The following is a 24263-nucleotide window of genomic DNA, read 5'->3' on the forward strand; positions in this document are numbered from 1 at the left end:
AATGCGTAGCGCTATATAACACCTCAGCAAGGGAGGGCGTAGCAATTGCTCACCCCCCCTCCCGCAGCGATCGCTTAAATCCTCCTAATCTCTATTGCTGTTGACTATTAGGAGCGGTTTCGGGTTGTTCTGAATTATTATTGATTACAGGTTGAGCATTGTTATCTTGAGGTTCAGATTGAGCTTCTTCTCCCGGTTGAGCCGGAGCAACGGCAACATTAACTACAACTTGCCGCACCCCTTTAATTTCTTTGGCTAAAGGATCAATGCGCTCATATTGGGGTTGAGTTGGCACTGTTCCGGCTACCGTTACAACTCCATCTTGAGCCGCAACTGTGAGTTGACTTGCGGGTAAATTCGCTTCTAATTTCGAGCGAACTTCACTTTCTAAATCACGATCGGCTCGAATGGCATCACCCCCGGTAATATTATTGCGTTGTTCACGAGCGCGAATATCTTGATTCAGCTGACGTCTTCGCAGTTCACTGGTGGCATCTTCCTTAATTTCTTGGGCTTGTTCTGCTGTTGGGGCTTCTGTTGTTTGATTCGGCCCTGCGGGTGCGCCTGGGCTGGTCTTAGCAACATTACCACAGCCGACAGCACCGAGTAATAAGAAACTACCCATCAGTAAAGAAGTTAATTTTTTCATGATTGAAACTCCTAAGTAAATATATAAAAATCGTGTTGAATTTAGAAACCCATGAGAATTGAGGAATTAGGAACGAAGCCTTAAATTTTTGTCGTTCCTAATTCTTGAATTCAGGGCTTTTACCAAGTAGAATTCGTGCGATCGCGTTCAACGGATTTAGAAGTCGGACGAGGGGTATAAGGGTTGGGGTGGGAATCAGCACTAACATCGATATCAGTAGCATCATAAATTCCCCATTCATGAATGCTATGACGTTTGAAAATGGGTTCGGCTCGTCGCAGTTCTTCTTCAAAGCCATCAACCATAATCAGGTAATCTCCTCGGTTGAGGTGCTCGTTATAAACGTGAGCGCGATTTTCCGGCACACCTAAACCGACTAATCCTCCTGTCGCACCACCGGATAAGGATGTGGCGAGGGCTGTAGCTGCGGCTCCCCCAGCAATTACAGGGCCAACACCGGGGAGGGCTAAGGTTCCCAGACCGACCACTAAACCGCCTAAACCGCCGAGGGCTGCGCCAGCTTTTGCCCCTTCGTCGGCTTTATTCCCATGAGTTCGACGATTGAGATCAACGCCTAAATTGTGCTGACCTGCACTGGTGAGGGGGTGATGACCGTCGATATCTTTAACAATGACGGAAACACGTCCCATCGGGAAACCTGAATCTCTTAAATCGGTGAGGGCTACCTCGGCATCATGGCGATGATTGAACACCCCAATAGCTCGTTTATAGGGGTGATGGCTTCTCTCGGTTCCGGGTGTTTTTGCTGTTGTGGGAGTGACTGGATAAGCGGCTGGGCTAGAAACAGGGGCAACAGGAGCGACCGGATTAACCGGAGTCACTTTAGTCCCCTTGGAATGATGATGTTCTAAGGGTTTGGAACTTTCCAAAGGTGCAGACATTTCCACAGGTCGGCTGTGTTCTACGTTCGCTGTTGAAGAAATCACCGTTGGATCATAAACCTGCCATTGTTCAATTTTGTGACGGCGTAAAATTGTCTCAGCTTGACGTACTTGCTCTTCTGTGCCACTGACAATCACAATATTGTCACCTTGATCCAAGCGATCATGATAGGCTCTAGCCTGTTCAACGGGGATACCATATCTCATCGCCTCAAAGCGATCGCGCAGATCAATGTCTGTAAAAGCGTTTCGTCTGGGGTGACTTGACACTAAACTAATCTGGCTTAAGGGGAAACCTGCATTTCTTAAGTCATTAATGGCTTGTTCGGTATCAAGAGAATTGGAGAAAACACCGATGGCGTGTTTATTCTGGCTCACAGCACCGGAATGCTGATGATGATGATCAGGAGTAATATCTTGGTTCAGGTGCGCTGGGGTCATAGAAGCAACACCAGGGGCATCATAAACCCTGTATTCTTCTATATTATGGGTTTGGAGGATTTGATGGGCGTGGGCAATCTCCGACTCGTTGCCATCGACAATAATCAGATATTCACCGCGACCGATGCGCTCGTTATAGATTTTGGCATCTTCTTCAGGAATTCCTAAGCCAATTAGTGCTCCCAATAAACCTCCGGTCGCCGCTCCAATGGCTGTTCCCGCTAAGGTTGTAGCCAGCGTTGTTGCGGTGGCTCCCGCTAACATAATCGGCCCAATTCCTGGGATAGCGAGAGTCCCTAAACCCACTAATAACCCGGTTAGTCCGCCTAAAACGCCCCCGGTTGTGATTCCAACTGCCGCGCCTTCTTCGGCTTTGTTATCGACGTGGTTGGCTGTCCGATGCTCGGAAACCGAATCTTTGACATCGGCTCCGGCGATTTCTGAATCCTGAAGGTCATCTCTGGTAATCACAGAAACATGATCCATGGGAAAACCAGAATCTCTTAAGGCATAAAGGGCTGATTCCGCAGAACGACGGTTAGGAAACATACCGACAGCACGCCGATTTTGACCCTTAACGGGATTAGAATGACTAATCATAATCTTCTTCCTTGAAAATATTTTATTGGTGTTTGTAGTTTCAACCCGATCAACTCAAATTATTGGGTTTTAGTGCTAAAATAAAACGACAAATTCTATCGCTCAAATTAACACTAAAAACTTGTTTCTAAGTGATCTCATCTCCTCAAACAAAGGTCTGAGGTTAACAGGCTTTCACTCATCAGTTTTAATTTCAATACTTACTACCTTAACGAGATTAGGGATCTTTGTCCTCTGTCTTTTGAAGCAACTTGTTGAGGGAACAGGGAACAGCTTAACGGAGAACAGGAGGGAATATAATCTTTAGACTTTAGATAGAAGTCGATTTAGAGAAAGGCTGATAAACTAAGCAGAAGTTGAATCTTGGGGATTATGACTGCTCAAACCGATTCGTTTCCTTCATCCCATCGACGCAAGGAAATTCTTCGAGGTGTTCTGGCAATTTCACTAATTATTGTTGGGATTACTCATTTTATTCGACCCGAACAATATGCTCGGATTGTTCCTCCTGAATTACCCTATCCTGTAGCATTAGTTTATATTAGTGGTGGATTTGAAATCTTAGGAGGAATTGGGTTATTAATTCCGGTCATTAGTGTAGCTGCTGCTTGGGGAATTATTGCTTTATTTATTGCCGTTTTTCCCGCTAATATTAATCAAGCAATTCACAGTATCCCCATAGACGGAATCCCCCATCATCCTCTATTATATTGGGCGAGATTGCCTTTTCAAGCCGTTTTGATTGCTTGGGCTTGGTGGTATACCCGTCATCCCGAAGAACAACCGGGAACCCCCGATGTTATGGCTACAATTGAATCTCAACTCAATCATTAGAGGGAATAGGGAATAGGGAACAGGGAACAGTAAGCCGTGAGGATTTAGAATTATAAAACACTTTAATGCGTAGTGCTATAATTGCTAAATGAAGACTCAAAACTCAACCCAAGTTCCTGAATTAGGATTAGTTTGTATTACGGCTTCTCAAGAAGTCAGATTTCGAGCGTTAACCCGAAAACGATTATTACAATTAACCCTCCCAGAACAAGAGCAAACTTTGAGAACGCTTTATACAGAAAATCTCAAACGTTTAAATAAAGCTGTTGAGTTTTGTGCGCGGGAAAATATCCATTTATATCGATTAACTTCCGCTTTATTTCCCTTTGCAGATGAACCTATTGGGAAGGGTATTTTAATGGAATTAGCCGAGGAAATGGAGTTAATTGGAAAACAGGCGCACTTGTTAGGACTGCGTTTGGTTTTACATCCCGATCAGTTTGTCGTTTTAAGTTCAGACCGTCCAGAAGTGATCGAAAATAGTATTAAAATCCTGAAAACCCATGCTCTGATTTTAGATTTATTAGGGTTGCCGCGATCGCCTTGGTCACTGATGAATATTCATGGGGGAAAAGGCGATCGCGCTCAACGATTAATACAAGTCATTCAAGATTTACCGGACGAAATTCGCCTGCGTTTAACCTTAGAAAATGATGAATATGCCTATAGTTCTCAAGACATTTTAGAAGTGTGTCACGCTGCTCAAATTCCAATGGTATTTGATGCTCATCATCATGTGATTCATGAAAAATTGGAGAGTTATGATCATCCCAGTGTAGAATTTATGTTAGTAGAAGCTCAAAAAACTTGGACAATTCCTGAATGGCAATTGGTTCATATTTCTAATGGAGATCAATCTTTTGCCGATCCCAAACATAGTAATTATATTAGTTTAATGCCAGATTGTTATAAAACAGTTCCTTGGATTGAAGTGGAAGCCAAACAAAAAGAATTAGCGATCGCTCAACTCCAAAAAAATTGGCTGGGTTCCAGAAGTATTGAGAGTCTAATTTAATTAGAATAGATGAATTTGTTAATCATAATCCTAACTTTAGGAAGATGAATCTAAAAATTCAAACCTTTACAGTGATCAAAAATAAGACGTTTAATTTAATCAAAGTTGAATGTTATACGATTTCAAGTTTTTTCAACCTAAAAATGGATCAAAAGTATGGGCCTATTATCAGTTGATGAACTTAAAACCTTAGTTGATCAGTCAGAAAGCTTTTGTGTTTCACTCTATATGCCGACTTATCGAGCCGGAACCGAAGTTCAACAAAATCCAACTCGGTTTAAGAATCTGATCAAACAAGCTGAAACATTACTACAGGAAAAATATGATCTTGATACAACAGAAGCCAGAGCATTTTTAAAACCAGCAATGGATTTAGATATTGATGACTTTTGGCAATCTCAAGATGAAGGTTTAGCGATTTTTATGGCTCAGGATTTCTTAAAATATTACTGCTTACCTTTAAAATTCAATGAATTTGTTGGTGTGAGCGATCGCTTTCATCTTAAACCCTTAATGCCTCTATTAACCGGAGATGGAACCTTCTATTTATTGGCATTAAGTCAACAGCAAATTCGATTTTTTGAAGGCAGTCGTTATAATATTAATGAAATCGAATTAGAAGATGTGCCAACCAATATGGATGATGCACTTCTCTATGATGAAACCGCAAAAGCGGGTCAATTTCGCATTAGTACCTCCAAAGGGGGAACGGGTAATCCTGTTCCTGAAGCCGGAAGTTATCATGGTCAAGGTAGCCCAGATCGGGATAAACCCCAAGAGAGAATTTTACAATTTTTCCATCTCGTTGATCAAGGGTTACATAAATATTTAAACGGCAAAACTGCACCTTTAATTATTGCTGGAGTCGAGTATCTTTTTCCTATCTATAAGGAAGCTAATACTTATCCTCATTTAGTGGAAGATATTCTTTCCGTTGATAATTTAGGCGTGGTCAAACCTGCGGAATTTCATCAAAAAGTGTTACCCCTTGTTGAACCTTATTACACCCAGGAAAAACAAGTAGCGATTGAATATTATCGCAATTTAATGGGAACGGGGAAAACCTCAACGGATTTACAAGAAACCATAGCCGCCGCGTATTACGGACGAGTTGAACGATTATTTGTAGCGGTAGGTGTTCAAGAATGGGGAAATTTTAATCCCGAAGCCAATGAGTTACAAATTCATCCAGAAGCTCAACCTGGGGATGATGATTTGTTAAATTTGGCAGCCGTTCAAACCTTATTAAATGGGGGCATAGTTTATGCAGTTCCCCCAGATTCGGTTCCCGATGAAGCGAGATTAGCCGCAGTATTTCGCTATTAGTTTTAACCAGGTTAATTTTAATATTTAGGAGAGTTTAATCATGACGAATCAAAATCCTGATCTCAGTTCAACTGTTGATTCTGAATTAAGACATACTAAACATCAACCTGATCAATCGGTTCAACCCGAATCTGGTTCTAGTTTTCCTGAAGATAAAGACCGTATTCTTCAACGCAGTGAAGAAGGAAATCAACGGATAGAAGAAAATATGGGAAATTCTGTTGGACAAGCATCCGAAGAAGCCTAGAAAATTGATGATCTCTTGTGCAAATTCTGAATTATTTCTAAGAGGATAAATTATGACAGATACAACGGTAGTTAAAGTTAATTCTCAATCTTCACCAACCGGAAAGATGGGTCAAAAGTATTTAGCATCGGGGGTTAAACTTTCGATGCGTCTCTGGGAAGCAGAACAACCTGGAGAAGCAAAACCCGAAACAAAACGGAATTATGAAACCGTTGGTTATGTGATTCAAGGACGTGCAGAATTACATTTAGAAGATCAAATGATTCTATTAGAAACAGGAAGTTCTTGGGTAGTTCCTTCCGGGGCGAGTCATACTTACAAAATCCTCGAACCTTTTACCGCCGTCGAAGCGACATCTCCTCCGGCTGAAGTGCATGGAAGAGACGAATAAAGGAGGGTTAACCGTCAACTTTTGAAAAAGGGCGAGAGTCAAACACAAACTGTTGTTAAAGTCAAGCTACAATATACTCATAATCTAACTCCCCAATCTTCTAAACCACACAGGAAAGGGGAGTTATTTTTATAATTAAAGGAGGATTAAATTTCATTAGAGTACAGCTTATTTATAGTTTTTTTAAGTTCCCCCTAAAGACGGATGACTTTCCTTATAATTTAGTTTATAATATAATCTAAGCTATTTTAATTTTAATTAAAATAATAAATTCCACCCTTGATCCAATCCTTGAAAAAAATGCAACAGAATAAACTCTCTGATGATCCCTTATGGTTCAAAGATGCCATTATTTATGAAGTTCCGGTACGGGCATTTGCCGATAGTAATGGGGATGGCATTGGAGACTTTATAGGATTAACAGAAAAATTAGATTATTTACAAGATTTAGGAGTGACAGCCTTATGGATTCTTCCGTTTTTTCCCTCCCCTTTGCGAGATGATGGCTATGATATTGCCGACTATATGAATATTAACGGGATTTATGGGAATTTAGAGGATTTTCAAACCTTTTTAGATGCAGCCCATGAGCGCGGAATTCGGGTAATTGTGGAATTAGTAATTAATCATACTTCCGATCAACATCCTTGGTTTCAACGAGCCAGACGAGCACCCAAAGGAAGTAAAGAAAGGAATTTCTATGTCTGGAGTGATACCCTAGAAAAATATCCTGAAGTCCGAATTATTTTTAAAGATTTTGAAACCTCAAACTGGGCTTGGGATAGTGTAGCAAAAGCCTATTATTGGCATCGGTTTTATTCTCATCAACCGGATTTGAATTATGATAATCCTGAAGTGATCAAAGCAATTTTAGAAGTCTTAAACTTCTGGATGGAAATGGGAGTTGATGGAATGCGACTCGATGCCATTCCCTATATTTTTGAACGGGAAGGAACTAATTGTGAAAACCTACCCGAAACCCATCAACTTTTAAAACAATTACGGACTTATTTAGACGCTAATTATAGTAACCGAATTTTCTTAGCAGAAGCCAACCAATGGCCGGAGGATGCGGCGGCTTATTATGGGGAAGGAAATGAATGTCACTTGAATTTTCATTTTCCTTTAATGCCTCGATTATTTATGGCATTACGGATGGAAGATAGTTTCCCCATTATTGATATTTTAAATCAAACTCCGGCAATTCCTGATAACTGTCAATGGGCATTATTTTTAAGAAATCATGATGAATTAACCTTAGAAATGGTAACAGATGAAGATCGAGATTATATGTATAAAGTTTATGCCCAAGATCCCCAAGCTCGAATTAATTTAGGAATTCGACGTCGGCTTGCACCCTTACTGGGAAATGATCGCCGCCAAATTGAATTAATGAATAGTTTATTACTCTCCTTGCCCGGAACTCCCGTGTTATATTATGGGGATGAAATTGGCATGGGAGATAATATTTATATCGGCGATCGCAATGGTGTCAGAACACCGATGCAATGGAGTCCAGATCGCAATGCTGGATTTAGTCTAGCCAACCCTCAAAAACTCTATTTACCCTTAATTTTTGATTCTGAATACGATTATGAAGCGATTAATGTAGAATCCCAAAGTAGAAATCCGAATTCCTTATTATCTTGGATGAAACGGATTATTACGATGCGAAAACGGTTTCAAGCCTTTGGACGAGGAACCTTTGAATTATTGCATCTTGAAAACCGCAAAGTTTTAGCTTTTACCCGCACTTATCAGGGAGAACATCTTTTAATTGTTGCTAATTTATCTCGATTTGTCCAATCAGTTAATTTAGATTTATCCGCCTTTAAAGGCATGGTTCCCGTTGAAATTTTTGGCCGGACAGAATTTCCTAAAATCAGTGATTCTTCCTATTTTATGAGTTTATCTCCTTACGGATTTTACTGGTTTATGCTCCAGTTTGATCCAAAAGTAGCTTTACTTCCTCGACCTCAAACTCAATTACCCGTTTTTACTGTTCAAAATAGCTGGCAAGAAATCTTAACAGAACCCTCTTTAAAAAATAAATTAGAATCTATTTTACCCGAATATCTCTATCGATGTCGCTGGTTTATGGGGAAATCTCGAATTTTACAATCCCTCAAGATTACAGAAGCAATTACCATTCCTTATAAAGACGCAAGAGCAATAATTATTTTATTGCAAACCGAATATACAGAAGGATTTCCTGAAACCTATCTATTTCCTTTAACTTATATTAGCGGAAACTTGACAGAACTGTTGACAATAGAAATGCCCCAATTTATTTTAGGGACGATAAAAATGGAGGCAGAAACCGGAATATTATTAGAAGTGGGACAAAATATTAACTTCTTAAGTTTACCCTTAGAAATGATTATCAATTCTGACCGTTATTCCGGTCAATTTGGTAACTTAGTCGCTACGACAACGGAAGCTTTAAAACAACAGGATTTACAACAACGATTAGACCCCCATTTATTAAAAGGGGAGTTTGATAATTCCTTTGTTGTTTATGGCGATTGCTTTCTATTTAAACTATTCCGTCGGGTCGAAGAAGGCATCAATCCAGAGTTAGAAGTTCGTCACTTTTTAGAACAAAAACAACACTTGGAATATACAACCCCTTTAATGGGGGGATTAGAATATCGTCGCCATCGAGGAGAATCAATCACATTAGGGGTTTTACAAGGCTATATTCCCGATGCAATTAATACTTGGAATTATACCTTAGATAGCTTACGAGATTACTTTGATCGAGTTATCTTACAACCTAGCCAAGACTTAGAAGCTTTGTTTTCAACCCATTCTTTATTTGATCTCTATCAACAACCCTGTCCTGAAGAAATTTTATTACTGATTGGTTCCTATTTAACCAATGCAGAACTTTTAGGACAACGTACCGCCGAATTACATATTATTCTATCGAGTGATGCTGATAACCCTGATTTTGCTCCTGAACCCTTTTCTACATTTTATCAACGATCAATTTATCAATATTCTCGCAATTTAACGGGGCAAGTTTTGCTAAAATTAAAAAAACAACTAGAAACCTTACCCTCAGAAATTAAGCCCATAATTCAACATATTTTAGGCGATCAAAATTACATTTTAGGACGATTTCAAAGTTTATTAAATCTAAAAATTACAGCCCTTAGAACCCGATGTCATGGCAACTATTCCTTAATGGATGTATTGTATACGGGGAAAGATTTTGTTATTATTGATTTTGAAGGAGAATCCTATCGGTCATTAAGTGAACGAAGAATGAAACGTTCTCCGTTACGAGATGTCGCTGGAATGTTACAATCCTTTGATTTTGCCACCCGTTTTGCTCTCCGAGAAGAAGTTAATAATGGCATGATTCGCCCTGAAAATTTACCCCTGATGGAACAGTGGGGGCAATTATGGTCAAATTGGGTGAGCGCCGCTTTTCTCAACCGTTATTTAGAAACAGCGTCCATAGATAGTTTTTTACCCCAAGGAAGACAAGAACTGACGGTTTTATTAGATTGTTATTTATTAGAAAAAGCGATTCAGGAATTAGGCTATCATTTAGATTATCGCCCCGAATTATTAGATCTCTCACTCAAAAGATTAGTGTCCGTTGTCCGCTAGAATTTCTCCCCTTTGAACACTATCAATTGCAGTAATTACCGCAGAAACGGAGGGCGTTTAGTATCGGTATCGGGTTTATTTTTGGCCGACTCAGCGAGGAACCGTTTTAACGCTTTTTCACGGTTTTTCATAAAAGCCCCCCAAAAGCCCGGTTGAAACTCATCCATCGTTTTAGCCAAAGCCCAAACATCAATGGCGAGGATATTGTACATTCGTTCATCTTCGCATTTGAGCGTGTTAATTTGCTCTAGGAGTTTGCGTTTAATACTAGCAGTTGATTGATCTTCGTCGTTAGTTGTCATGTTAAATATGCAATGCGCGGTATATCCAAATCCAATAAACCATTAAATAGAGCGTTATATTCCATCCTTTAATGTTTGCTACAAATACTTGATCGGGTGGCTAATAACTTTTTTCTATTCCCTATTCCCTATTCCCTCCTGTTCCCTGTTCCCTGTTCCCTGTTCCCTTACCAACATCTGTAGCACTAATTTAAGGATTTCATATTAGATTAAAATCAGAGAATGAATTTTCGCGGACTACTTTTTATTTATATGTTACGTCAAACTTCTCTGGGCGCACTCGGTTTAGTGGTCGGTGGAATCTTAACTGTAGTAGGTTTTGCGGCTTATTTTGCTGATAATGCCACATTGAACTTAGCTGGATTTTTCTATGGTATTCCCCTATTGTTGGGAGGACTCGCCCTGAAAGCAGCAGAATTGAAGCCCATACCCTTGACTCAAGCGACATCCTCTGAGGTTCTGGCCCTCCGAGAGCAACAAGCTACAGAAACTCAAAATCAAGTTCGCCAAGATGTCACCCGTTATCGCTATGGCCAAGAAGCCCATTTATCCGATGTCTTAGAACGTCTAGGACTCAGCCCCAACCGCGAAGAACGTCCCTCCCTCCAAGGTATCCGAGAAACGATTATTGATGGGTCTTATACACTGATTTTACAGTTTTATTCTCCCTTTATGCCTCTGAACACTTGGCAACAAAAACAAGATAAAATCACTCAGTTCTTTGGCCCTGGTCTAAAAGTCGAAATCACTCAACCTCAAGAAGAACAGATTGATGTGGCTTTAATTGTAGAAGTTTAGATATAGCAGAGAATAGGGAACAGGGAACAGGGAACAGGGAACAGAGAATAGGTAGGAAAAGAGGGGTGTACAGTTTAGGTTTTAGCATCAGTCTATGTCCTAACACCCCAGGCGCGACTGCTATAGCTGTTGGTTGTTGGCTATTGGCTGTTAACAGTTAACGGTCAACGGTCAACGGTCAACGGTCAACCGACAACCGACAACCGACAACCGACAACCAAAACCCTATTTTTCCAATCTAACGGCGTACCATTGCAGATATTGACCGGGGTTAAGGTTAAGGTCACAGCTTGTATTGACAAGGTGTTGAGCTTGTTCCTCCAGGGTGGTAAAGCGTTGTAAATCCTGGGGTAAATTGTCTTGAGATTCTGATAAAACGGATTTGAGCTTTTCGAGGAGTTCTGCAACCGTCATAAACTGTTCGGGTTGATGAGTTTCTAGTACCACAAAGGTATCCTCATCGTACATTAGCGCATCTGGCATAGTAGTTTTCTCTCAAACTGTTATAGCAGGGAACAGGGAACAGGGAACAGGGAACAGGGAACAGGGAACACCGGAGGAAAAGATTTAACCGTCTAGGTTTCAGTATCAGTCTATATCCTAACTGCCTTGACGGTTGCTATAAATAATCATTCTCTCTCAAGCCGGAGACGGCCATAATACGGGACAATTGTGACTATCCCCATGTTACGATCAAATTTAATACCGATAATTCCGACCGAATTACTGGGGATTGAAAACAATCGGGTTGAACTGGGGTTGAGTACAACCCAACCGTTGAACCCGTAAAGGTTTTTTATTGAAATAGGTATCAGAAGCTCATGACTCTATCCGAAACACCTCCCAAAGTTAGTAAACCCTCAAAAGTAGAAGGGCTGAAAGAACGCAGCAATTTCTTGCGGGAACCCCTGGCTACAGAATTGTTGAATGAGTTGAACTACTTCTCAGAGGATGCGATTCAAATTCTCAAGTTTCACGGCTCCTATCAACAGGATAACCGAGATAATCGAGTTAAGGGGCAGGAAAAAGACTATGGAATGATGCTGCGAACCCGCAGTCCTGGGGGGTTTATTCCACCTCAACTGTATTTAACCCTGGATAGCTTATCCGATGAATATGGCAACCATACAATTCGGGCTACCACTCGTCAAGGGTTCCAGTTACACGGAGTTTTAAAGAAAAATATTAAGACGGTTTTGGCTTCTATTGTTAAGAATATGGGGTCAACTTTAGGGGCTTGCGGCGATATTAACCGCAATGTTTTAGCACCTCCGGCTCCTTATAAAAATCGCTCTGATTATCAATATGCCCGGACTTATGCGAATAATATTGCTGATCTGCTCACTCCTCAAGCTGGAGCCTATTATGAAATCTGGTTAGATGGGGAAAAAGTGATTACCGCCGAAGAAGATCCAGAGGTAAAAGCCGCCCGTCTTCGTAATACAAATGGTACGAATTGTACCGACTCCCCAGAACCAATTTATGGCACTTATTATCTGCCCCGCAAGTTCAAATGTGCGGTAACAGTTCCAGGGGATAATTCCCTTGATATCTATATCCAAGATTTGGGTTTAGTGGTGATTACTAATGCGGCGGGAGAGTTAGAAGGGTTTAATATTTTAGTCGGAGGAGGCTTAGGACGGACTCATAATAAAGAAGAAACCTTTGCTCGTATTGCCGATGAAATTGGCTATGTTGATAAAGAGGATATTTATGATGCGGTAAAAGCCATTGTAGCCACTCAACGGGATTATGGCGATCGCAGCAACCGACGTCACGCCAGAATGAAATATTTAATTCATGATTGGGGTGTGGATCAATTTCGGGAAAAAGTCGAAGAATATTTCGGAAAATCCTTTAAACCTTTTAAACCTTTACCTGCTTGGAATTATCAAGATTATTTAGGATGGCATGAACAAGGGGATGGCAAATTATTCCTGGGAATTTCTATTGAAAATGGTCGGATTAAAGATGAGGGAAATTTCCGCCTGAAAACCGTTTTACGCCAAATTGTAGAACAGTTTCAAATCCCGATGTTAGTCACGGCCAGTCAAAATGTGATTCTGTATGAGATTTCCCCAGAAGTTCAGCCCAAAATTCAAACCCTGCTCAAAGAACATGGGATTAAAACCGAAACGGAAATTGACCCCCTAGAACGCTATTCTATGGCGTGTCCGGCGTTCCCGACCTGTGGATTAGCAATTACAGAATCAGAACGGGTCATCCCTAGTCTATTGGGACGGATTCGGGTATTGTTGGACAGTGTAGGTTTGCAACAAGAGCATTTTGTTATTCGGATGACGGGATGCCCTAATGGTTGCGCGAGACCCTACATGGCGGAGTTAGGCTTTGTTGGGATTGTCCCCGATACCTATCAAATTTGGCTAGGTGGCTCTCCTAATCAGACACGATTGGCTCAACCGTTTGTGGATCGGTTATCGGTTCACGATCTCGAAACTTTTCTGACTCCGATCTTAGTTTATTTTAAACAGGATCGGAAACCTGGGGAGAGTTTTGGGGATTTTTGCTATCGTGTCGGCTTTGATGCGCTTCGCCAGTTTATAACCTCTTACTCAACGACGGCCTCAATGAACATTGAAACTCAAGAAGCACCTGTTTTTACAGGTGGCCAGACCTTACCAGAGATTAGCGATTCTGATACCCCCCTAGATCCGAGCAAAATCCGGCATCGGGTTAGTGTTCGGGATTCCATTTATAATCAGTTAAAAGCTGAATCTAAACGTTTGGGGAAACCAGTGGTTGAGTTAGCCACTCAAGCAATTGAAGAATATTTAGAAAAACTGAAAGTCCTGTAGTTAGGTTGAACTGGAAGGATTTTAGGTTAGAGTATCTAACCGAGTCTTTAATCCGTTTTACCGATGGTTCAACTTCAACGCCTTGCGATCGCTCCTGAACAAATTCAAAACGAACACCTAGATTTAACGGCTGAACAACAGCATTATTTGGGTCGAGTGTTACGGTTGAAACAGGGCGATCGCTTTATTATTATTCAGGATAAGGGTCAATGGTGGATAGCAGAATTAATTGTTAATTTACCTGCGGCTTCTCCCCAAGCTAAATTAATAGAAATTGTCTCCATTCAGACCGAATTACCCCTAGAAATTATATTAATAGTAGCGTTACCCAAAGGGGATGGATTTGAGGAGATTGTGCGCTGTTGTACAGAGTTAGGCGTAACCCAATTTATTCCGGTTATTAGTGCGAGAACAATGTTAAAACCCAGTTCTCAAAAAGTGGAACGGTGGCGAAGAATTGCTACGGAAGCGACGGAACAATCAGAACGTCAAATTGTCCCGACTATTGGTGATCCGGTTTCGTTTAAATCCGGTTTATTGACCGTTCAATCTGGTTATCAATATATTTGTGAAGCTAGGGGAAATTATCAATCTTTAATGCAAGAATTAATATCATTTGAAACTGGAGAAATACCGAATAAAATGATCATCGCAACGGGGCCAGAAGGGGGATGGACGCAGGAAGAAATAGAAGATGCGATCGCCGCAGAATTTCAACCTGTTTCGTTAGGGAAACGAATTTTAAGGGCTGTTACAGCGCCAATTGTAGCCGTTTCTCAAATTGTGGGAATCATAGAAATAGGGAACAGGGAACAGGGAACAGGGAACAGTAAGCCGTGAATGAGTTTGAGGATTTAGTAGAGACGTTGTATGCAACGTCTCTACATGGCTCGTCTGTACAACTGTAATGCGTAGTGCTATATGAATTATGGAATTAATGCAGGTAGGTATAACGTCTCAAACTGCGTTCATAGTTTTGTAATAGCAGTTGAGATTCTTCTAAACTAATCCGTTTTTGTTCTAAGGCTTGTTCAGTTTGGCGACGAATACTTTCAATTAAATCCTCCGTATCATACTGTACATAACCTAATACTTCGTTCATCGTATCCCCTTTAATTACAGATTCAATTTGATACCCTTGGGGAGTTAATTTGATATGAACAACGTTAGTATTACCAAATAAATTATGTAGATTTCCCATAATTTCTTGATACGCTCCCGCTAAGAACATTCCCAAATAATAGGGTTGTTTTTCCTGGGGAGTTTGAGCCGAATTTGTGGGATGTTCTAAAGAATGTAATTCTAAAACATATTTCACATCGCGTAAATCAATAAATTGATCAATTTTGCCATCACTATCACAGGTTAAATCCGCTAAAGTTGCCCGTTTTGTGGGTTCTTCATCTAAGCGATGAATGGGAAGAATGGGGAATAATTGATCAATAGCCCAGGTATCTGGGGCGGATTTAAACACTGAAAGATTGACATAATAAATCGAAGCCATGATCTTTTCTAAGTCTTCTAATTCATCGGGAATATAATCAGAATTTCTGACAATTTCTAAGATTTTTCGACAACAAGCCCAATGAAGTTTTTCAGCTTTGGCGCGATCGCTTAAACTCAAATAGCCAAACCCAAATAAACTAATGGCTTCTCCTTTAAATTGCGCCGCATCGTGATATGCTTCTTGATAGTTATCTTCATTAATTGATTGATAAGTATCATCCAAATTCCTTAAAATTAGATGATCTTTTTCAACAATAATTGGCGGTTCTCCCATCGGGATATCACTGGTTCCTAAAACATCAAAAACTAAGACCGATTGATGGGATGCGATCGCTCGTCCACTTTCACTAATTAATGTTGGAACCGCTAATTTTCGCTCCTCACAAGCCTCTTTAACCTCGGCTACAACGTCATTCGCATAATTCTGCATATTGTAGTTTTTAGAGGCGTGGAAATTGGTTTTAGAGCCATCATAATCAACACCTAAACCTCCCCCCACATCCAAATATTTCATGTTAGCCCCTAATTGAGCTAATTCTACATAAATTTGACTCGCTTCTTGCAGGGCATCTTTCAGTACACTAATCGAAGAAATTTGAGAACCAATATGAAAATGTAACAGTTGTAAACTGTCTAACATTTCGGCTTGTTTCAGCTTTTCAACGACTTCCATAATTTCAGGAATCGTTAAGCCAAATTTAGCGCGATCGCCTGTTGATCCGCCCCAACGTCCCATGCCTTTTGTACTCAATTTAGCTCGGACTCCGACAATGGGACGAATGCCTAATTGTTGACTCGCCGCTATGACTAAATCCACTTCTTCAATTTGTTCTAAAACAATAATCGCCGTTTGTCCTAATCGTTGGGCTAAAAGGGCGGTATTAATATATTCTTGGTCTTTATAGCCATTACAAATTAACAACGAATCAGGATTTTTTAATAAGGCTAAAGCAATTAATAATTCTGGCTTTGAACCCGCCTCTAAACCAAAATGATAAGGTTGACCAAACCGGACTAAATCTTCCAGTAAATGCCGTTCTTGATTACATTTAACCGGATAAACTCCCCGATAAACCCCTGGATAACTATAACGAGCGATCGCTTTAGCAAAACAAGCATTTAAGCGTTCAATTCGGTCTTCGAGAATATCAGGAAACCGAATTAATAACGGTAACTCAATATTGCGACTTTTGAGAGATTCAACTAATTTTAATAAATCTAAAGATCCTCCTCGGTTGGCTTTCGGGGAAACCGTGATATGACCTGCGGCATTAATGGAAAAATAAGGATCTCCCCAGCCTTGAATGCGATAGAGTTTTTCACTGTCTTCTATTGTCCAGGTTTTTTGAGCTTTTCCGTTGGGGGAGTCCGTCGAAACCTGGGGTGTTTGTGTTGTGGGGGTAAGTGCGTTGACGTCCATATTTTTTATAAGAATAGGATGGGAGTTTGAAAACGAGCGTGTCTTCAGACCTGAGATGAAAAACGACTCAGGGGAATTTATTCCCCGTGAATATTTTCCTGATTTATGTTAACATATAAACAGGTCGAAAACAGGAGATTTCCATGATAGTTTTAGAATACAAAGTTAAAGGCAAGCTTGAGCAATACAAAGCGATTGATCAAGCAATTCGTACAACTCAATTCGTTCGCAATAAAGCGATTAGATATTGGATGGATAATTCCAGAGAGTTTAAAATTGATAGATTTGCCTTGAACCGATATTCCACAACTCTCAGAAAAGAATTCTCTTTTGTTAATGACCTGAATTCAACGGCAGTCCAATCCGCAGCAGAACGGGGATGGTCTGCCATTAGTCGTTTTTACGACAATTGTAAGAAAAAGATTTCTGGCAAAAAAGGATATCCTAAGTTCCAGAAAGATTGCCGTTCCGTTGAATACAAGAAATCAGGATGGAAGTTACACCCAACCAAAAGGCAAGTTACTTTTACTGATAAAAATGGTATTGGTAAACTTAAATTGTTGGGAAAATGGGATATCCATACTTACGATGTTAAAGACATCAACCGAGTGCGATTAATTCGTCGTGCTGACGGCTATTACTGCCAGTTTTGTCTTAATATTACCGTTACCGATATTCAACCCAAAACAGGAAAGGAAATTGGACTTGATGTTGGCATTGAGTCGTTTTACACAGACTCTAACGGCTATCAAGAACCTAATCCTAAATTTCACCAGAAAGCTGAACAATCAATTAAGCAATCTCAGAGACAAATCTATAAAAAGGTTAAGGGTTCATCGGGTAGACGGAAAGCTAGAAAAGTTTACGCCAAAAAACACTTAAAAGTAAGTCGGCAACGGAATGAACACGCTAAAAGAATTGCGCGTAACGTATGCACATCAAACGATGTAGTCGCCTACGAAGATTTAAGTGTTAAGAATTTGGTTAAAAACCACTGTTTAGCTAAATCAATTAGTGATGCCAGTTGGTATTTGTTCCGACAATGGTTAGAATATTTTGCAGCTAAATTTGATAAATTAGCAATTCCGGTTGCACCTCATTACACTTCACAGAAATGCTCTAATTGTGGGGTAATAGTGAAAAAATCTCTATCAACTCGCACCCATGTTTGTAATTGTGGATGCGAACTTCATAGAGATACAAATGCTGCAATAAATATTCTCAATCTTGGTAAACAAACTAGGGATGGGCAATCCCGAAGTAACGCTACAGGAGTTGGAATCTCTACTCTGGTTGGTGAAAACCTGCTAGAGCAAATTCTGACGTAGAATGTAGAATCCCCGTCTCTTCAGAGCGGGGAGTGTCAACCTTGGCATTGACCAACCATCAGACAGTGTAACGGGTTAAGTTCCCCCTTGACTAGCAATCTGTCACCAAGGATACGGTAATCTTAATTGTGAACTTTAATGACAGTTAAGGAGATTCCCTTGGAACGGACATTTATTGCGATTAAACCCGATGGCGTTCAGCGTGGACTCGTGGGCGAAATTATTCGGCGTTTTGAAACCAAAGGGTTTACCCTAGTGGGGCTGAAACTGCTCATCCCCTCTCAGGAATTAGCAGAAAAACACTATGCAGTCCACAAAGAAAGACCCTTTTTCTATAGTTTAGTGTCTTTTATTACTTCTGGCCCGATTGTGGCAATGGTCTGGGAAGGAGATGGTGTGGTGGAGTCTGCGCGTAAAATCATCGGTGCTACGAATCCGTTAAACGCTGAACCCGGAACCATTCGGGGAGATTTTGGGATCAATATTGGTCGCAATATTATTCATGGTTCTGATGCCCTTGAAACCGCACAAAACGAAATCAGCTTATGGTTTAGTGATGCCGAATTAGCCAATTGGGAACCGACGATTAAACCTTGGTTAGTTGAATAGTTTTCTGGGTGTTAGCGGTTAACAATCAATCGTTAACCGTTAACGATTAAGAATTACTGGGAGACTCCTCAACTCGTTGAGAAAATCCCCAAACAAATAAACTCAGGGTTAGGACAACCATTAACCATTCCGGCGGTACTAAAGCTTGATCAATCACTCGTAGTAATAATCGTAATCCGACTAAACCAACGGTTAAATATCCAGCCGTTTCTAAATAGACATATTCTTTTAACCACCGAATAAATAAACTCGCCATAAATCGCAGGATAATAATCCCCACTGTTGCCCCGGTAATTACCAGCCAAGCTCGATCTGAAATAGCGATCGCGGCAGTAACACTATCGAGGGAAAAGGCAAGATCCGTAACAGCAATTAGGAGTAAAACTTGCCAAAAAGAGTGATAACGCACGTCTTCTTCTGAGTCATTTTCCTTGCTTTTTTTGGTAAAATATCGGAAGACTAGCCAAAGTAAGTACAAGGCTCCTAATAACTCAAATTGCCAATATTTAATTACCCAGGTTGCTGTTAAAATTAAAAGAATTCTTAAAATAAATGCTAACAATAACCCAATATTCAGAGCTTTATTTTGAAGTTTTGGATCTTCTAATCCGCAGGAAATAGAAGCGAGGGCAATAGCATTATCAGCAGACAATACGGCTTCTAGGGCAATTAAAATCGGCAGTAATACAAGTAGATTTAACTCTAAATTCCGAGAAAATTCAAAAACGTGATCAAGATCTAACATTAACGATTGATAATTCCTATAGTGTCCTTATTTTAGATTATATTGGAGTTTGACATTTTCGGGGCTGGTTAGGGGGAGCACCGGGAGCAGGGGGAGCAGGGGGAGCAGGGGGAGAAGAGGAGAAGAAGTGCTACGTCAACAACCAACAGTCGTAGGGGCGGGCTAACCCCCAAGGAGTGTCAACTTAAGTCTCCGAAGCCCTGAACTCAAGTTCGGGCTAAAAGCTAAAGTCATCTTTAGATGACTAAGATCATTCTTCATTAACCCGTTTTAACGGGTTTTAGCTTTGAGCCTGAAATTTATTTCCAGGCTTTTAGCGCGATTCCGCCCCTAGCCGTCAACAGTCAACAATTAACAGTCAACAGCCTTTTTCAACTTTTTGTTACAATACCCTTCCCAAAATGCCCAAATTAGTTGACATTGGGGAACGATTATCTCAATTTATGAAGGAGCTATTCAAAAATGGCATTAACAGATACTCAGGTGTTTATTGCCCTGGTTGTTGCCTTGATCCCTGGAATTTTAGCTTTCCGTCTGGCCACAGAACTGTATAAATAGAAATTTGGAACTTACTGGTCAGCACCCCGCTCTAAAGAGACGGGGCTTCATGCCTCTGATTTGGATAGCTGACCAGCCTAAGCCTTAACTGGCTACGTTATCGGGAAGCGTTAAAGTTCTTACCTTGGGATGCGTAGCTAGTCCCAAGCTCTAAAACTTGAAAGTTAAACAGTTTTACGAGGGGTAAGACAGTGCTTTCGAGAAAGTACCGACTGATAACATTGGCGAAGCTAACATTACCTGAGAAATCAGTGGGGTAGAAATACCAAAAAAACCAGGAATCGGCAAATACAACAATTTTTGTCGATTCCTAATCTAGTATTCACGGAGAATAAATTCTCCTGAGTCGGTTTTCCTCCTCGCTCGCTTATAGACGAGGCTTCCAACCTTCCCATGTTTTTCTTGTGACTTAAAAGATCATGTCTGCGATTCGACCTGTTCCCCAAAAGATTCAACCTGTTTCCCCCTCTAGTCGTCGGCGTGCGCCTCGAATTTCACAGCACCGACTCAGCCGTAACCGTCGCCTCCTGACTGTTGAAACTACCGTCAAGTTAGGAGTGAATTTGATTTTATCTGCCTTTTCCCTATCTGCACTCATTCAGATATTGCCTCAACATCGTTCAGCCTCAGAAAAAGTTCAAGATATTCGGGCTGAAGTGAAAATGACAGAAGAACGGGTAATCAAAGAAAAGGAAGAATTTAGTCGCTATTTTGATCCGCAGCAAACTAAAAGTATTATGCAGGAACAAGGCAACCGAATTGATCCGAGTCAAAAGCCGATTATATTCTTAGAACAACGTCCAACGGAAACGGCTGAATTAGCAGATGAACCCACCAACTATGCCGATTTGGAATAGAAGTTATATAACAATCCGTGTAGGATTTGTGAAAAAATTCTGTAGGGGTGATGTCCCTCCAAACCCAGATATAAAGAGGGTTTGGAGGGACATCACCCCTACAATAAAATATTAAAACCTATTTAGAACTGCTATATAATTTGGCGTAAATCTAAGGTTAAAGGATATTCAGGATTTAAGTGTAAAGATGGAATTTTCATCAATCCTGGAGTATGACCCATCGCGATAAATCGTTCTAACATTCGGCTTTCTGCTTCTCGATGATTAACCGGGAATTGTTGATAGCTTTTACCATTGGGAGAATTCCCAAAATAAGTACATCCGCCAATAGAACGGTCTGCCCAAGTATCAACAATATCAAAAATCAAGGAATTTTGGGGATCAATAGAGGGATGTAATAAAGATGTAAATCGTCGCGCCCGAAATCGCACGGCTCCCACATATTCCCCCGGATTTCCAGTAGATTTTAAAGGAATCGGACGACCCTGACAAGTGACAATATATCGAGCCGAATAACTATCAATATTGGCAGAATTTCCTAACGCATTTTTTAATTTAACTTGTAGTCTTTCCATCGAAGAATCGACATAACGGGCGGTATTTCCCGATGCGGTTTCTTCTCCTAAAACGTGCCAAGGTTCAATAGCATGACGTAGTTCTAACTCAACCCCCTCTTTTGTGATTTCTCCACAACGCGGAAAACGGAATTCAAAAAATGGGGCAAACCAATCAAAATTAAAGTCATATCCAACGGTTTTTAAATCCCCTAGAATCGCTTTTAAATCTTCTCCTAAATAATGGGGTAACATAAATCGATCATGTAGAGTTGTTCCCCAACGAATTAACGGATAGCTGTAAGGTTTTTCCCAAAACCAAGCGACTAACGCCCGAATTAATAACAGTTGTAATAAATTCATTCGGGGATGGGGAGGCATGGCAAAAGCTCTAAATTCTAATAATCCTAATTGATTTCTAGGGTTTTCAATCGGATACAATTTATCAACACAAAACGCTGAACGGTGAGTATTTCCGGTGACATCAATTAACAAATTTCTTAATAATCTATCTACTAATTCAGGAGAAATTTTCTCTTGAGAATTTAACTGTTGAAAGGCGATTTCTAAATCATATAAACTCTCATGTCTGGCTTCATCTACACGCGGCGACTGACTGGTCGGCCCGACAAATAAATCGGAGAATAAAAAAGATAAACTGGGGTGATTTTGCCAATAAGTAATTAAACTTCTTAATAAATCGGGACGACGTAATAAAGGACTATCATCAACGGTTTTTCCGCCTATCGTAACATGGGCACCTCCCCCCGTAGGAATTCGTCGTCCATCTAATAAATATTTTTCTGTTCCTAAACGACATAATCTCGCTTCTTCATATAAAATTGTGGTAATTTCCACTAATTCTTCCCAGTTAGAAGCCGGATGAATATTAACTTCAATTACTCCTGGGTCTGGGGTAATTTGAAAGCCGATAATTCCTGTATTAGCTGGGGGTGTATATCCTTCTACCATCACCGGATATTGAAGCTCGGAGGCAGTCTTTTCAATCTCGGCGACTAAATCAACCAAACTTCGCGCCGAGCTTATAGGAGGTAAAAAAACGTGAATTTTTCCCTGTCTGGCTTCTACACTTAAAGCCACTCGAATAGAATTAATGGGAGATTCTAAGGGTTCAAAACTGGGAATAATCGGCGAATGAGTTAAGGGAAGAACCGCCTCCTGTTCGAGTTGATCATCTTGCCAATTTAAAGCACTTAAGGGTAAGCGAAATCCTATCGGAGAATTCCCAGCTAAAAGTTCGATTCTGTTGGGGGTAGGAAGTCGCCATTGACAACTACTCCAATGAATATTTTCGCCTTTAAATATTGATAAAATCGGTAACGTATATCCGGCTATAGTATTAGATTCAGCTTCATAAGCTTGAATAATACAGTCTGATTTTACTCCTAAATTTTTAACTAATTTTTCAATAAAAATCTGAGCATTCTGTTGTGTATAACCATAATTTTGATCCTCTTGAGCATAGAGTTCTGGATTTTGCCATAAAGGAATTCCATCTTTTCGCCAATAACAGCCTAACGCCCAACGGGGTAAGACTTCCCCCGGATACCATTTGCCTAATCCATAATGAAGTAATCCGCCTTTTTGAGTAAATTTATCTTGTAAACGGGTCAGCAATTGTCCGGCTAATTTACGTTTTTCTTCTCCTAATGCAGCAATTCGCCATTGCGAAGATTCAAAATCATCAATTGAAACAAATGTCGGTTCTCCTCCCATTGTTAAACCGATATTTAAACGTTGTAAATTTTCCTCTACTTGTTCACCTAAATGGTTAATTTGTTGCCATTGTTCTTCACTATAAGGTTTAGTTACCCTGGGAATTTCATGATAGCGAGAAACCGTTACCGAAAAGTCTAATTTTGATTCACAAGGTTCAAAGGTTCCCTGAACCGGACGAGCTTCTAGGGGGTCAGCAACACAGACTAAAGGAATATGACCTTCTGCGGTAATTAAACCCGATGTCGGGTCAAATCCCAGCCAACCTGCACCGGGTAGATAAACCTCCGCCCAAGCGTGTAAATCAGCATTATCATGAATCGGCCCCGGTAGTCCATCTAAAGGCGGAATATCATTACTGAGTTGGATTAAATATCCCGAAACAAATCGAGCCGCTAATCCATAATGACGTAAAATTTGAACTAATAACCAGGCTGTATCTCGACAGGAACCCATTTGTTTCTGAAGGGTTTCTTCACAAGTTTGGATTCCGGGTTCAAATCTAACTTGATATTCAATATTTTGGGCTAACTTTTGATTCAAATCTAGTAAAAAGTTAAGGGTATAAATATCATTTTTTTGATGAATTTTAACCCACTCATTCAGTAATTCTCCCGATTCCCTAATCTCTAAACAGGGAATAAGTTCTTGAGCAAGGCGCGGTTCATATTGAAACGGATAGTTTGAAGCATCGGGTTCAATAAAAAAATTGAAGGGATTAATCGGTTGAATTTGGGCAATTAAATCAACTTCAATTTTTAAAGAATCAGTGGTTTGAGGAAAGTTAACTCTAGCCAAAAAATTGCCATCATGATCTTGTAACCAAGTCAGTTGATGGTCAGAAGGAAAAATATTGAGGGAATAACTCAAAATCGGTGTCCGACAATGGGGAGATGGACGTAACCCAATCGTCTGAGGGCCCAGAATAACAGAACGTTCAAACTGATAGGAAATCTGGTGGTTCAGACTAACTTTAATAGACATTTTTGTTGACGGTTGGCTGTTGA

Annotated in this window: 20 protein-coding genes; 13 read left to right on the forward strand and 7 right to left on the reverse strand. The window is 40.3% G+C overall.

Going from position 1 to position 24263, the window contains the following annotated elements; all coding sequences use genetic code 11:
* Window positions 1–91 precede the first annotated feature (91 nt).
* Window positions 92–649 (reverse strand): BON domain-containing protein, encoded by a 558-nt coding sequence (locus PL8927_RS20035; protein WP_083625082.1) that lies wholly within the window; start codon window positions 647–649, stop codon window positions 92–94.
* Between the two features lie 119 nt (window positions 650–768).
* Window positions 769–2592: a histidine kinase gene (locus tag PL8927_RS20040; protein WP_156093261.1), complete on the reverse strand. Its 1824-nt coding sequence runs from the start codon at window positions 2590–2592 to the stop codon at window positions 769–771.
* Window positions 2593–2964: 372 nt separating this feature from the next.
* Here PL8927_RS20040 and PL8927_RS20045 point away from each other — a divergent pair, with 372 nt between their 5' ends.
* The 6 genes from PL8927_RS20045 to treS all read left to right on the forward strand — a co-directional run bounded on the left by PL8927_RS20045 (window position 2965) and on the right by treS (window position 10026).
* Entirely contained in the window at window positions 2965–3426 is a 462-nt protein-coding gene (locus PL8927_RS20045; RefSeq protein WP_083625084.1) for a DoxX family protein, read from the forward strand.
* An 88-nt stretch (window positions 3427–3514) separates the two neighbouring features.
* Window positions 3515–4441, forward strand: coding sequence for a UV DNA damage repair endonuclease UvsE (gene uvsE / locus PL8927_RS20050; protein ID WP_083625087.1), 927 nt, complete (start codon window positions 3515–3517; stop codon window positions 4439–4441).
* Window positions 4442–4597: 156 nt separating this feature from the next.
* Window positions 4598–5767, forward strand: a complete 1170-nt coding sequence (locus tag PL8927_RS20055) for a baeRF3 domain-containing protein (RefSeq protein ID WP_083625090.1) — start codon at window positions 4598–4600, stop codon at window positions 5765–5767.
* A 40-nt stretch (window positions 5768–5807) separates the two neighbouring features.
* Window positions 5808–6014 (forward strand): hypothetical protein, encoded by a 207-nt coding sequence (locus tag PL8927_RS20060; RefSeq protein ID WP_083625091.1) that lies wholly within the window; start codon window positions 5808–5810, stop codon window positions 6012–6014.
* A 52-nt stretch (window positions 6015–6066) separates the two neighbouring features.
* Window positions 6067–6405, forward strand: a complete 339-nt coding sequence (locus PL8927_RS20065) for a cupin domain-containing protein (RefSeq protein ID WP_083625093.1) — start codon at window positions 6067–6069, stop codon at window positions 6403–6405.
* Between the two features lie 300 nt (window positions 6406–6705).
* Window positions 6706–10026 (forward strand): maltose alpha-D-glucosyltransferase, encoded by a 3321-nt coding sequence (gene treS, locus PL8927_RS20070; RefSeq protein WP_083625096.1) that lies wholly within the window; start codon window positions 6706–6708, stop codon window positions 10024–10026.
* Window positions 10027–10061: 35 nt separating this feature from the next.
* Here treS and PL8927_RS20075 read toward each other — a convergent pair whose 3' ends face one another.
* Complete coding sequence (locus PL8927_RS20075) at window positions 10062–10328, reverse strand: hypothetical protein (protein WP_083625099.1); 267 nt, start codon at window positions 10326–10328, stop codon at window positions 10062–10064.
* A 252-nt stretch (window positions 10329–10580) separates the two neighbouring features.
* Here PL8927_RS20075 and PL8927_RS20080 point away from each other — a divergent pair, with 252 nt between their 5' ends.
* Window positions 10581–11126, forward strand: coding sequence for a DUF2854 domain-containing protein (locus PL8927_RS20080; protein WP_083625426.1), 546 nt, complete (start codon window positions 10581–10583; stop codon window positions 11124–11126).
* 225 nt (window positions 11127–11351) lie between these two features.
* Here the strand turns inward: PL8927_RS20080 and PL8927_RS20085 are convergent, their stop codons facing one another.
* Window positions 11352–11609 (reverse strand): chlororespiratory reduction protein 7, encoded by a 258-nt coding sequence (locus PL8927_RS20085; protein ID WP_083625102.1) that lies wholly within the window; start codon window positions 11607–11609, stop codon window positions 11352–11354.
* Window positions 11610–11947: 338 nt separating this feature from the next.
* Here PL8927_RS20085 and sir point away from each other — a divergent pair, with 338 nt between their 5' ends.
* Window positions 11948–13942, forward strand: coding sequence for a sulfite reductase, ferredoxin dependent (gene sir / locus PL8927_RS20090; protein ID WP_083625104.1), 1995 nt, complete (start codon window positions 11948–11950; stop codon window positions 13940–13942).
* A gap of 63 nt (window positions 13943–14005) precedes the next feature.
* On the forward strand, window positions 14006–14782 hold the full coding sequence (locus PL8927_RS20095) for a 16S rRNA (uracil(1498)-N(3))-methyltransferase (protein ID WP_083625106.1): 777 nt from the start codon (window positions 14006–14008) through the stop codon (window positions 14780–14782).
* 94 nt (window positions 14783–14876) lie between these two features.
* Here PL8927_RS20095 and speA read toward each other — a convergent pair whose 3' ends face one another.
* Entirely contained in the window at window positions 14877–16868 is a 1992-nt protein-coding gene (gene speA, locus PL8927_RS20100) for a biosynthetic arginine decarboxylase (RefSeq protein ID WP_083625108.1), read from the reverse strand.
* A 143-nt stretch (window positions 16869–17011) separates the two neighbouring features.
* Here speA and PL8927_RS20105 point away from each other — a divergent pair, with 143 nt between their 5' ends.
* Together PL8927_RS20105 and ndk are read left to right on the forward strand one after the other, a co-directional pair.
* Complete coding sequence (locus PL8927_RS20105) at window positions 17012–18196, forward strand: RNA-guided endonuclease InsQ/TnpB family protein (RefSeq protein ID WP_083625110.1); 1185 nt, start codon at window positions 17012–17014, stop codon at window positions 18194–18196.
* A gap of 159 nt (window positions 18197–18355) precedes the next feature.
* Window positions 18356–18805 (forward strand): nucleoside-diphosphate kinase, encoded by a 450-nt coding sequence (gene ndk, locus PL8927_RS20110; RefSeq protein ID WP_083625427.1) that lies wholly within the window; start codon window positions 18356–18358, stop codon window positions 18803–18805.
* Window positions 18806–18851: 46 nt separating this feature from the next.
* Here the strand turns inward: ndk and PL8927_RS20115 are convergent, their stop codons facing one another.
* Entirely contained in the window at window positions 18852–19550 is a 699-nt protein-coding gene (locus tag PL8927_RS20115) for a DUF475 domain-containing protein (protein ID WP_083625112.1), read from the reverse strand.
* Between the two features lie 462 nt (window positions 19551–20012).
* Between PL8927_RS20115 and psaM the strand changes: the two genes are divergently transcribed.
* Both psaM and PL8927_RS20125 read left to right on the forward strand, forming a co-directional pair.
* Window positions 20013–20108, forward strand: coding sequence for a photosystem I reaction center subunit XII (gene psaM, locus PL8927_RS20120; protein WP_083625114.1), 96 nt, complete (start codon window positions 20013–20015; stop codon window positions 20106–20108).
* 419 nt (window positions 20109–20527) lie between these two features.
* Window positions 20528–20965 carry a slr1601 family putative cell division protein gene (locus tag PL8927_RS20125; protein ID WP_083625116.1) on the forward strand — a complete coding sequence of 146 codons (438 nt, stop codon included), beginning with the start codon at window positions 20528–20530 and terminating at the stop codon, window positions 20963–20965.
* Window positions 20966–21096: 131 nt separating this feature from the next.
* On the opposite strand, the gene PL8927_RS20130 is transcribed toward PL8927_RS20125, so the two are convergent.
* Entirely contained in the window at window positions 21097–24240 is a 3144-nt protein-coding gene (locus PL8927_RS20130; protein WP_083625428.1) for a transglutaminase family protein, read from the reverse strand.
* Window positions 24241–24263 lie beyond the last annotated feature (23 nt).

Source organism: Planktothrix serta PCC 8927 (genome assembly GCF_900010725.2).
GTDB classification, from domain to species: Bacteria; Cyanobacteriota; Cyanobacteriia; order Cyanobacteriales; family Microcoleaceae; genus Planktothrix; species Planktothrix serta.

Coding starts and splice junctions, on each gene's coding strand:
- PL8927_RS20055 (WP_083625090.1), top strand. CDS start 4,598: ATGGGCCTATTATCAGTTGATGAACTTAAAACCTTAGTTGATCAGTCA.
- PL8927_RS20130 (WP_083625428.1), bottom strand. CDS start 24,240: ATGTCTATTAAAGTTAGTCTGAACCACCAGATTTCCTATCAGTTTGAA.
- PL8927_RS20035 (WP_083625082.1), bottom strand. CDS start 649: ATGAAAAAATTAACTTCTTTACTGATGGGTAGTTTCTTATTACTCGGT.
- PL8927_RS20125 (WP_083625116.1), top strand. CDS start 20,528: ATGTCTGCGATTCGACCTGTTCCCCAAAAGATTCAACCTGTTTCCCCC.
- PL8927_RS20075 (WP_083625099.1), bottom strand. CDS start 10,328: ATGACAACTAACGACGAAGATCAATCAACTGCTAGTATTAAACGCAAA.
- sir (WP_083625104.1), top strand. CDS start 11,948: ATGACTCTATCCGAAACACCTCCCAAAGTTAGTAAACCCTCAAAAGTA.
- uvsE (WP_083625087.1), top strand. CDS start 3,515: ATGAAGACTCAAAACTCAACCCAAGTTCCTGAATTAGGATTAGTTTGT.
- PL8927_RS20095 (WP_083625106.1), top strand. CDS start 14,006: ATGGTTCAACTTCAACGCCTTGCGATCGCTCCTGAACAAATTCAAAAC.
- psaM (WP_083625114.1), top strand. CDS start 20,013: ATGGCATTAACAGATACTCAGGTGTTTATTGCCCTGGTTGTTGCCTTG.
- treS (WP_083625096.1), top strand. CDS start 6,706: ATGCAACAGAATAAACTCTCTGATGATCCCTTATGGTTCAAAGATGCC.
- PL8927_RS20115 (WP_083625112.1), bottom strand. CDS start 19,550: ATGTTAGATCTTGATCACGTTTTTGAATTTTCTCGGAATTTAGAGTTA.
- PL8927_RS20040 (WP_156093261.1), bottom strand. CDS start 2,592: ATGATTAGTCATTCTAATCCCGTTAAGGGTCAAAATCGGCGTGCTGTC.
- PL8927_RS20065 (WP_083625093.1), top strand. CDS start 6,067: ATGACAGATACAACGGTAGTTAAAGTTAATTCTCAATCTTCACCAACC.
- speA (WP_083625108.1), bottom strand. CDS start 16,868: ATGGACGTCAACGCACTTACCCCCACAACACAAACACCCCAGGTTTCG.
- PL8927_RS20060 (WP_083625091.1), top strand. CDS start 5,808: ATGACGAATCAAAATCCTGATCTCAGTTCAACTGTTGATTCTGAATTA.
- PL8927_RS20045 (WP_083625084.1), top strand. CDS start 2,965: ATGACTGCTCAAACCGATTCGTTTCCTTCATCCCATCGACGCAAGGAA.
- PL8927_RS20080 (WP_083625426.1), top strand. CDS start 10,581: ATGTTACGTCAAACTTCTCTGGGCGCACTCGGTTTAGTGGTCGGTGGA.
- PL8927_RS20085 (WP_083625102.1), bottom strand. CDS start 11,609: ATGCCAGATGCGCTAATGTACGATGAGGATACCTTTGTGGTACTAGAA.
- PL8927_RS20105 (WP_083625110.1), top strand. CDS start 17,012: ATGATAGTTTTAGAATACAAAGTTAAAGGCAAGCTTGAGCAATACAAA.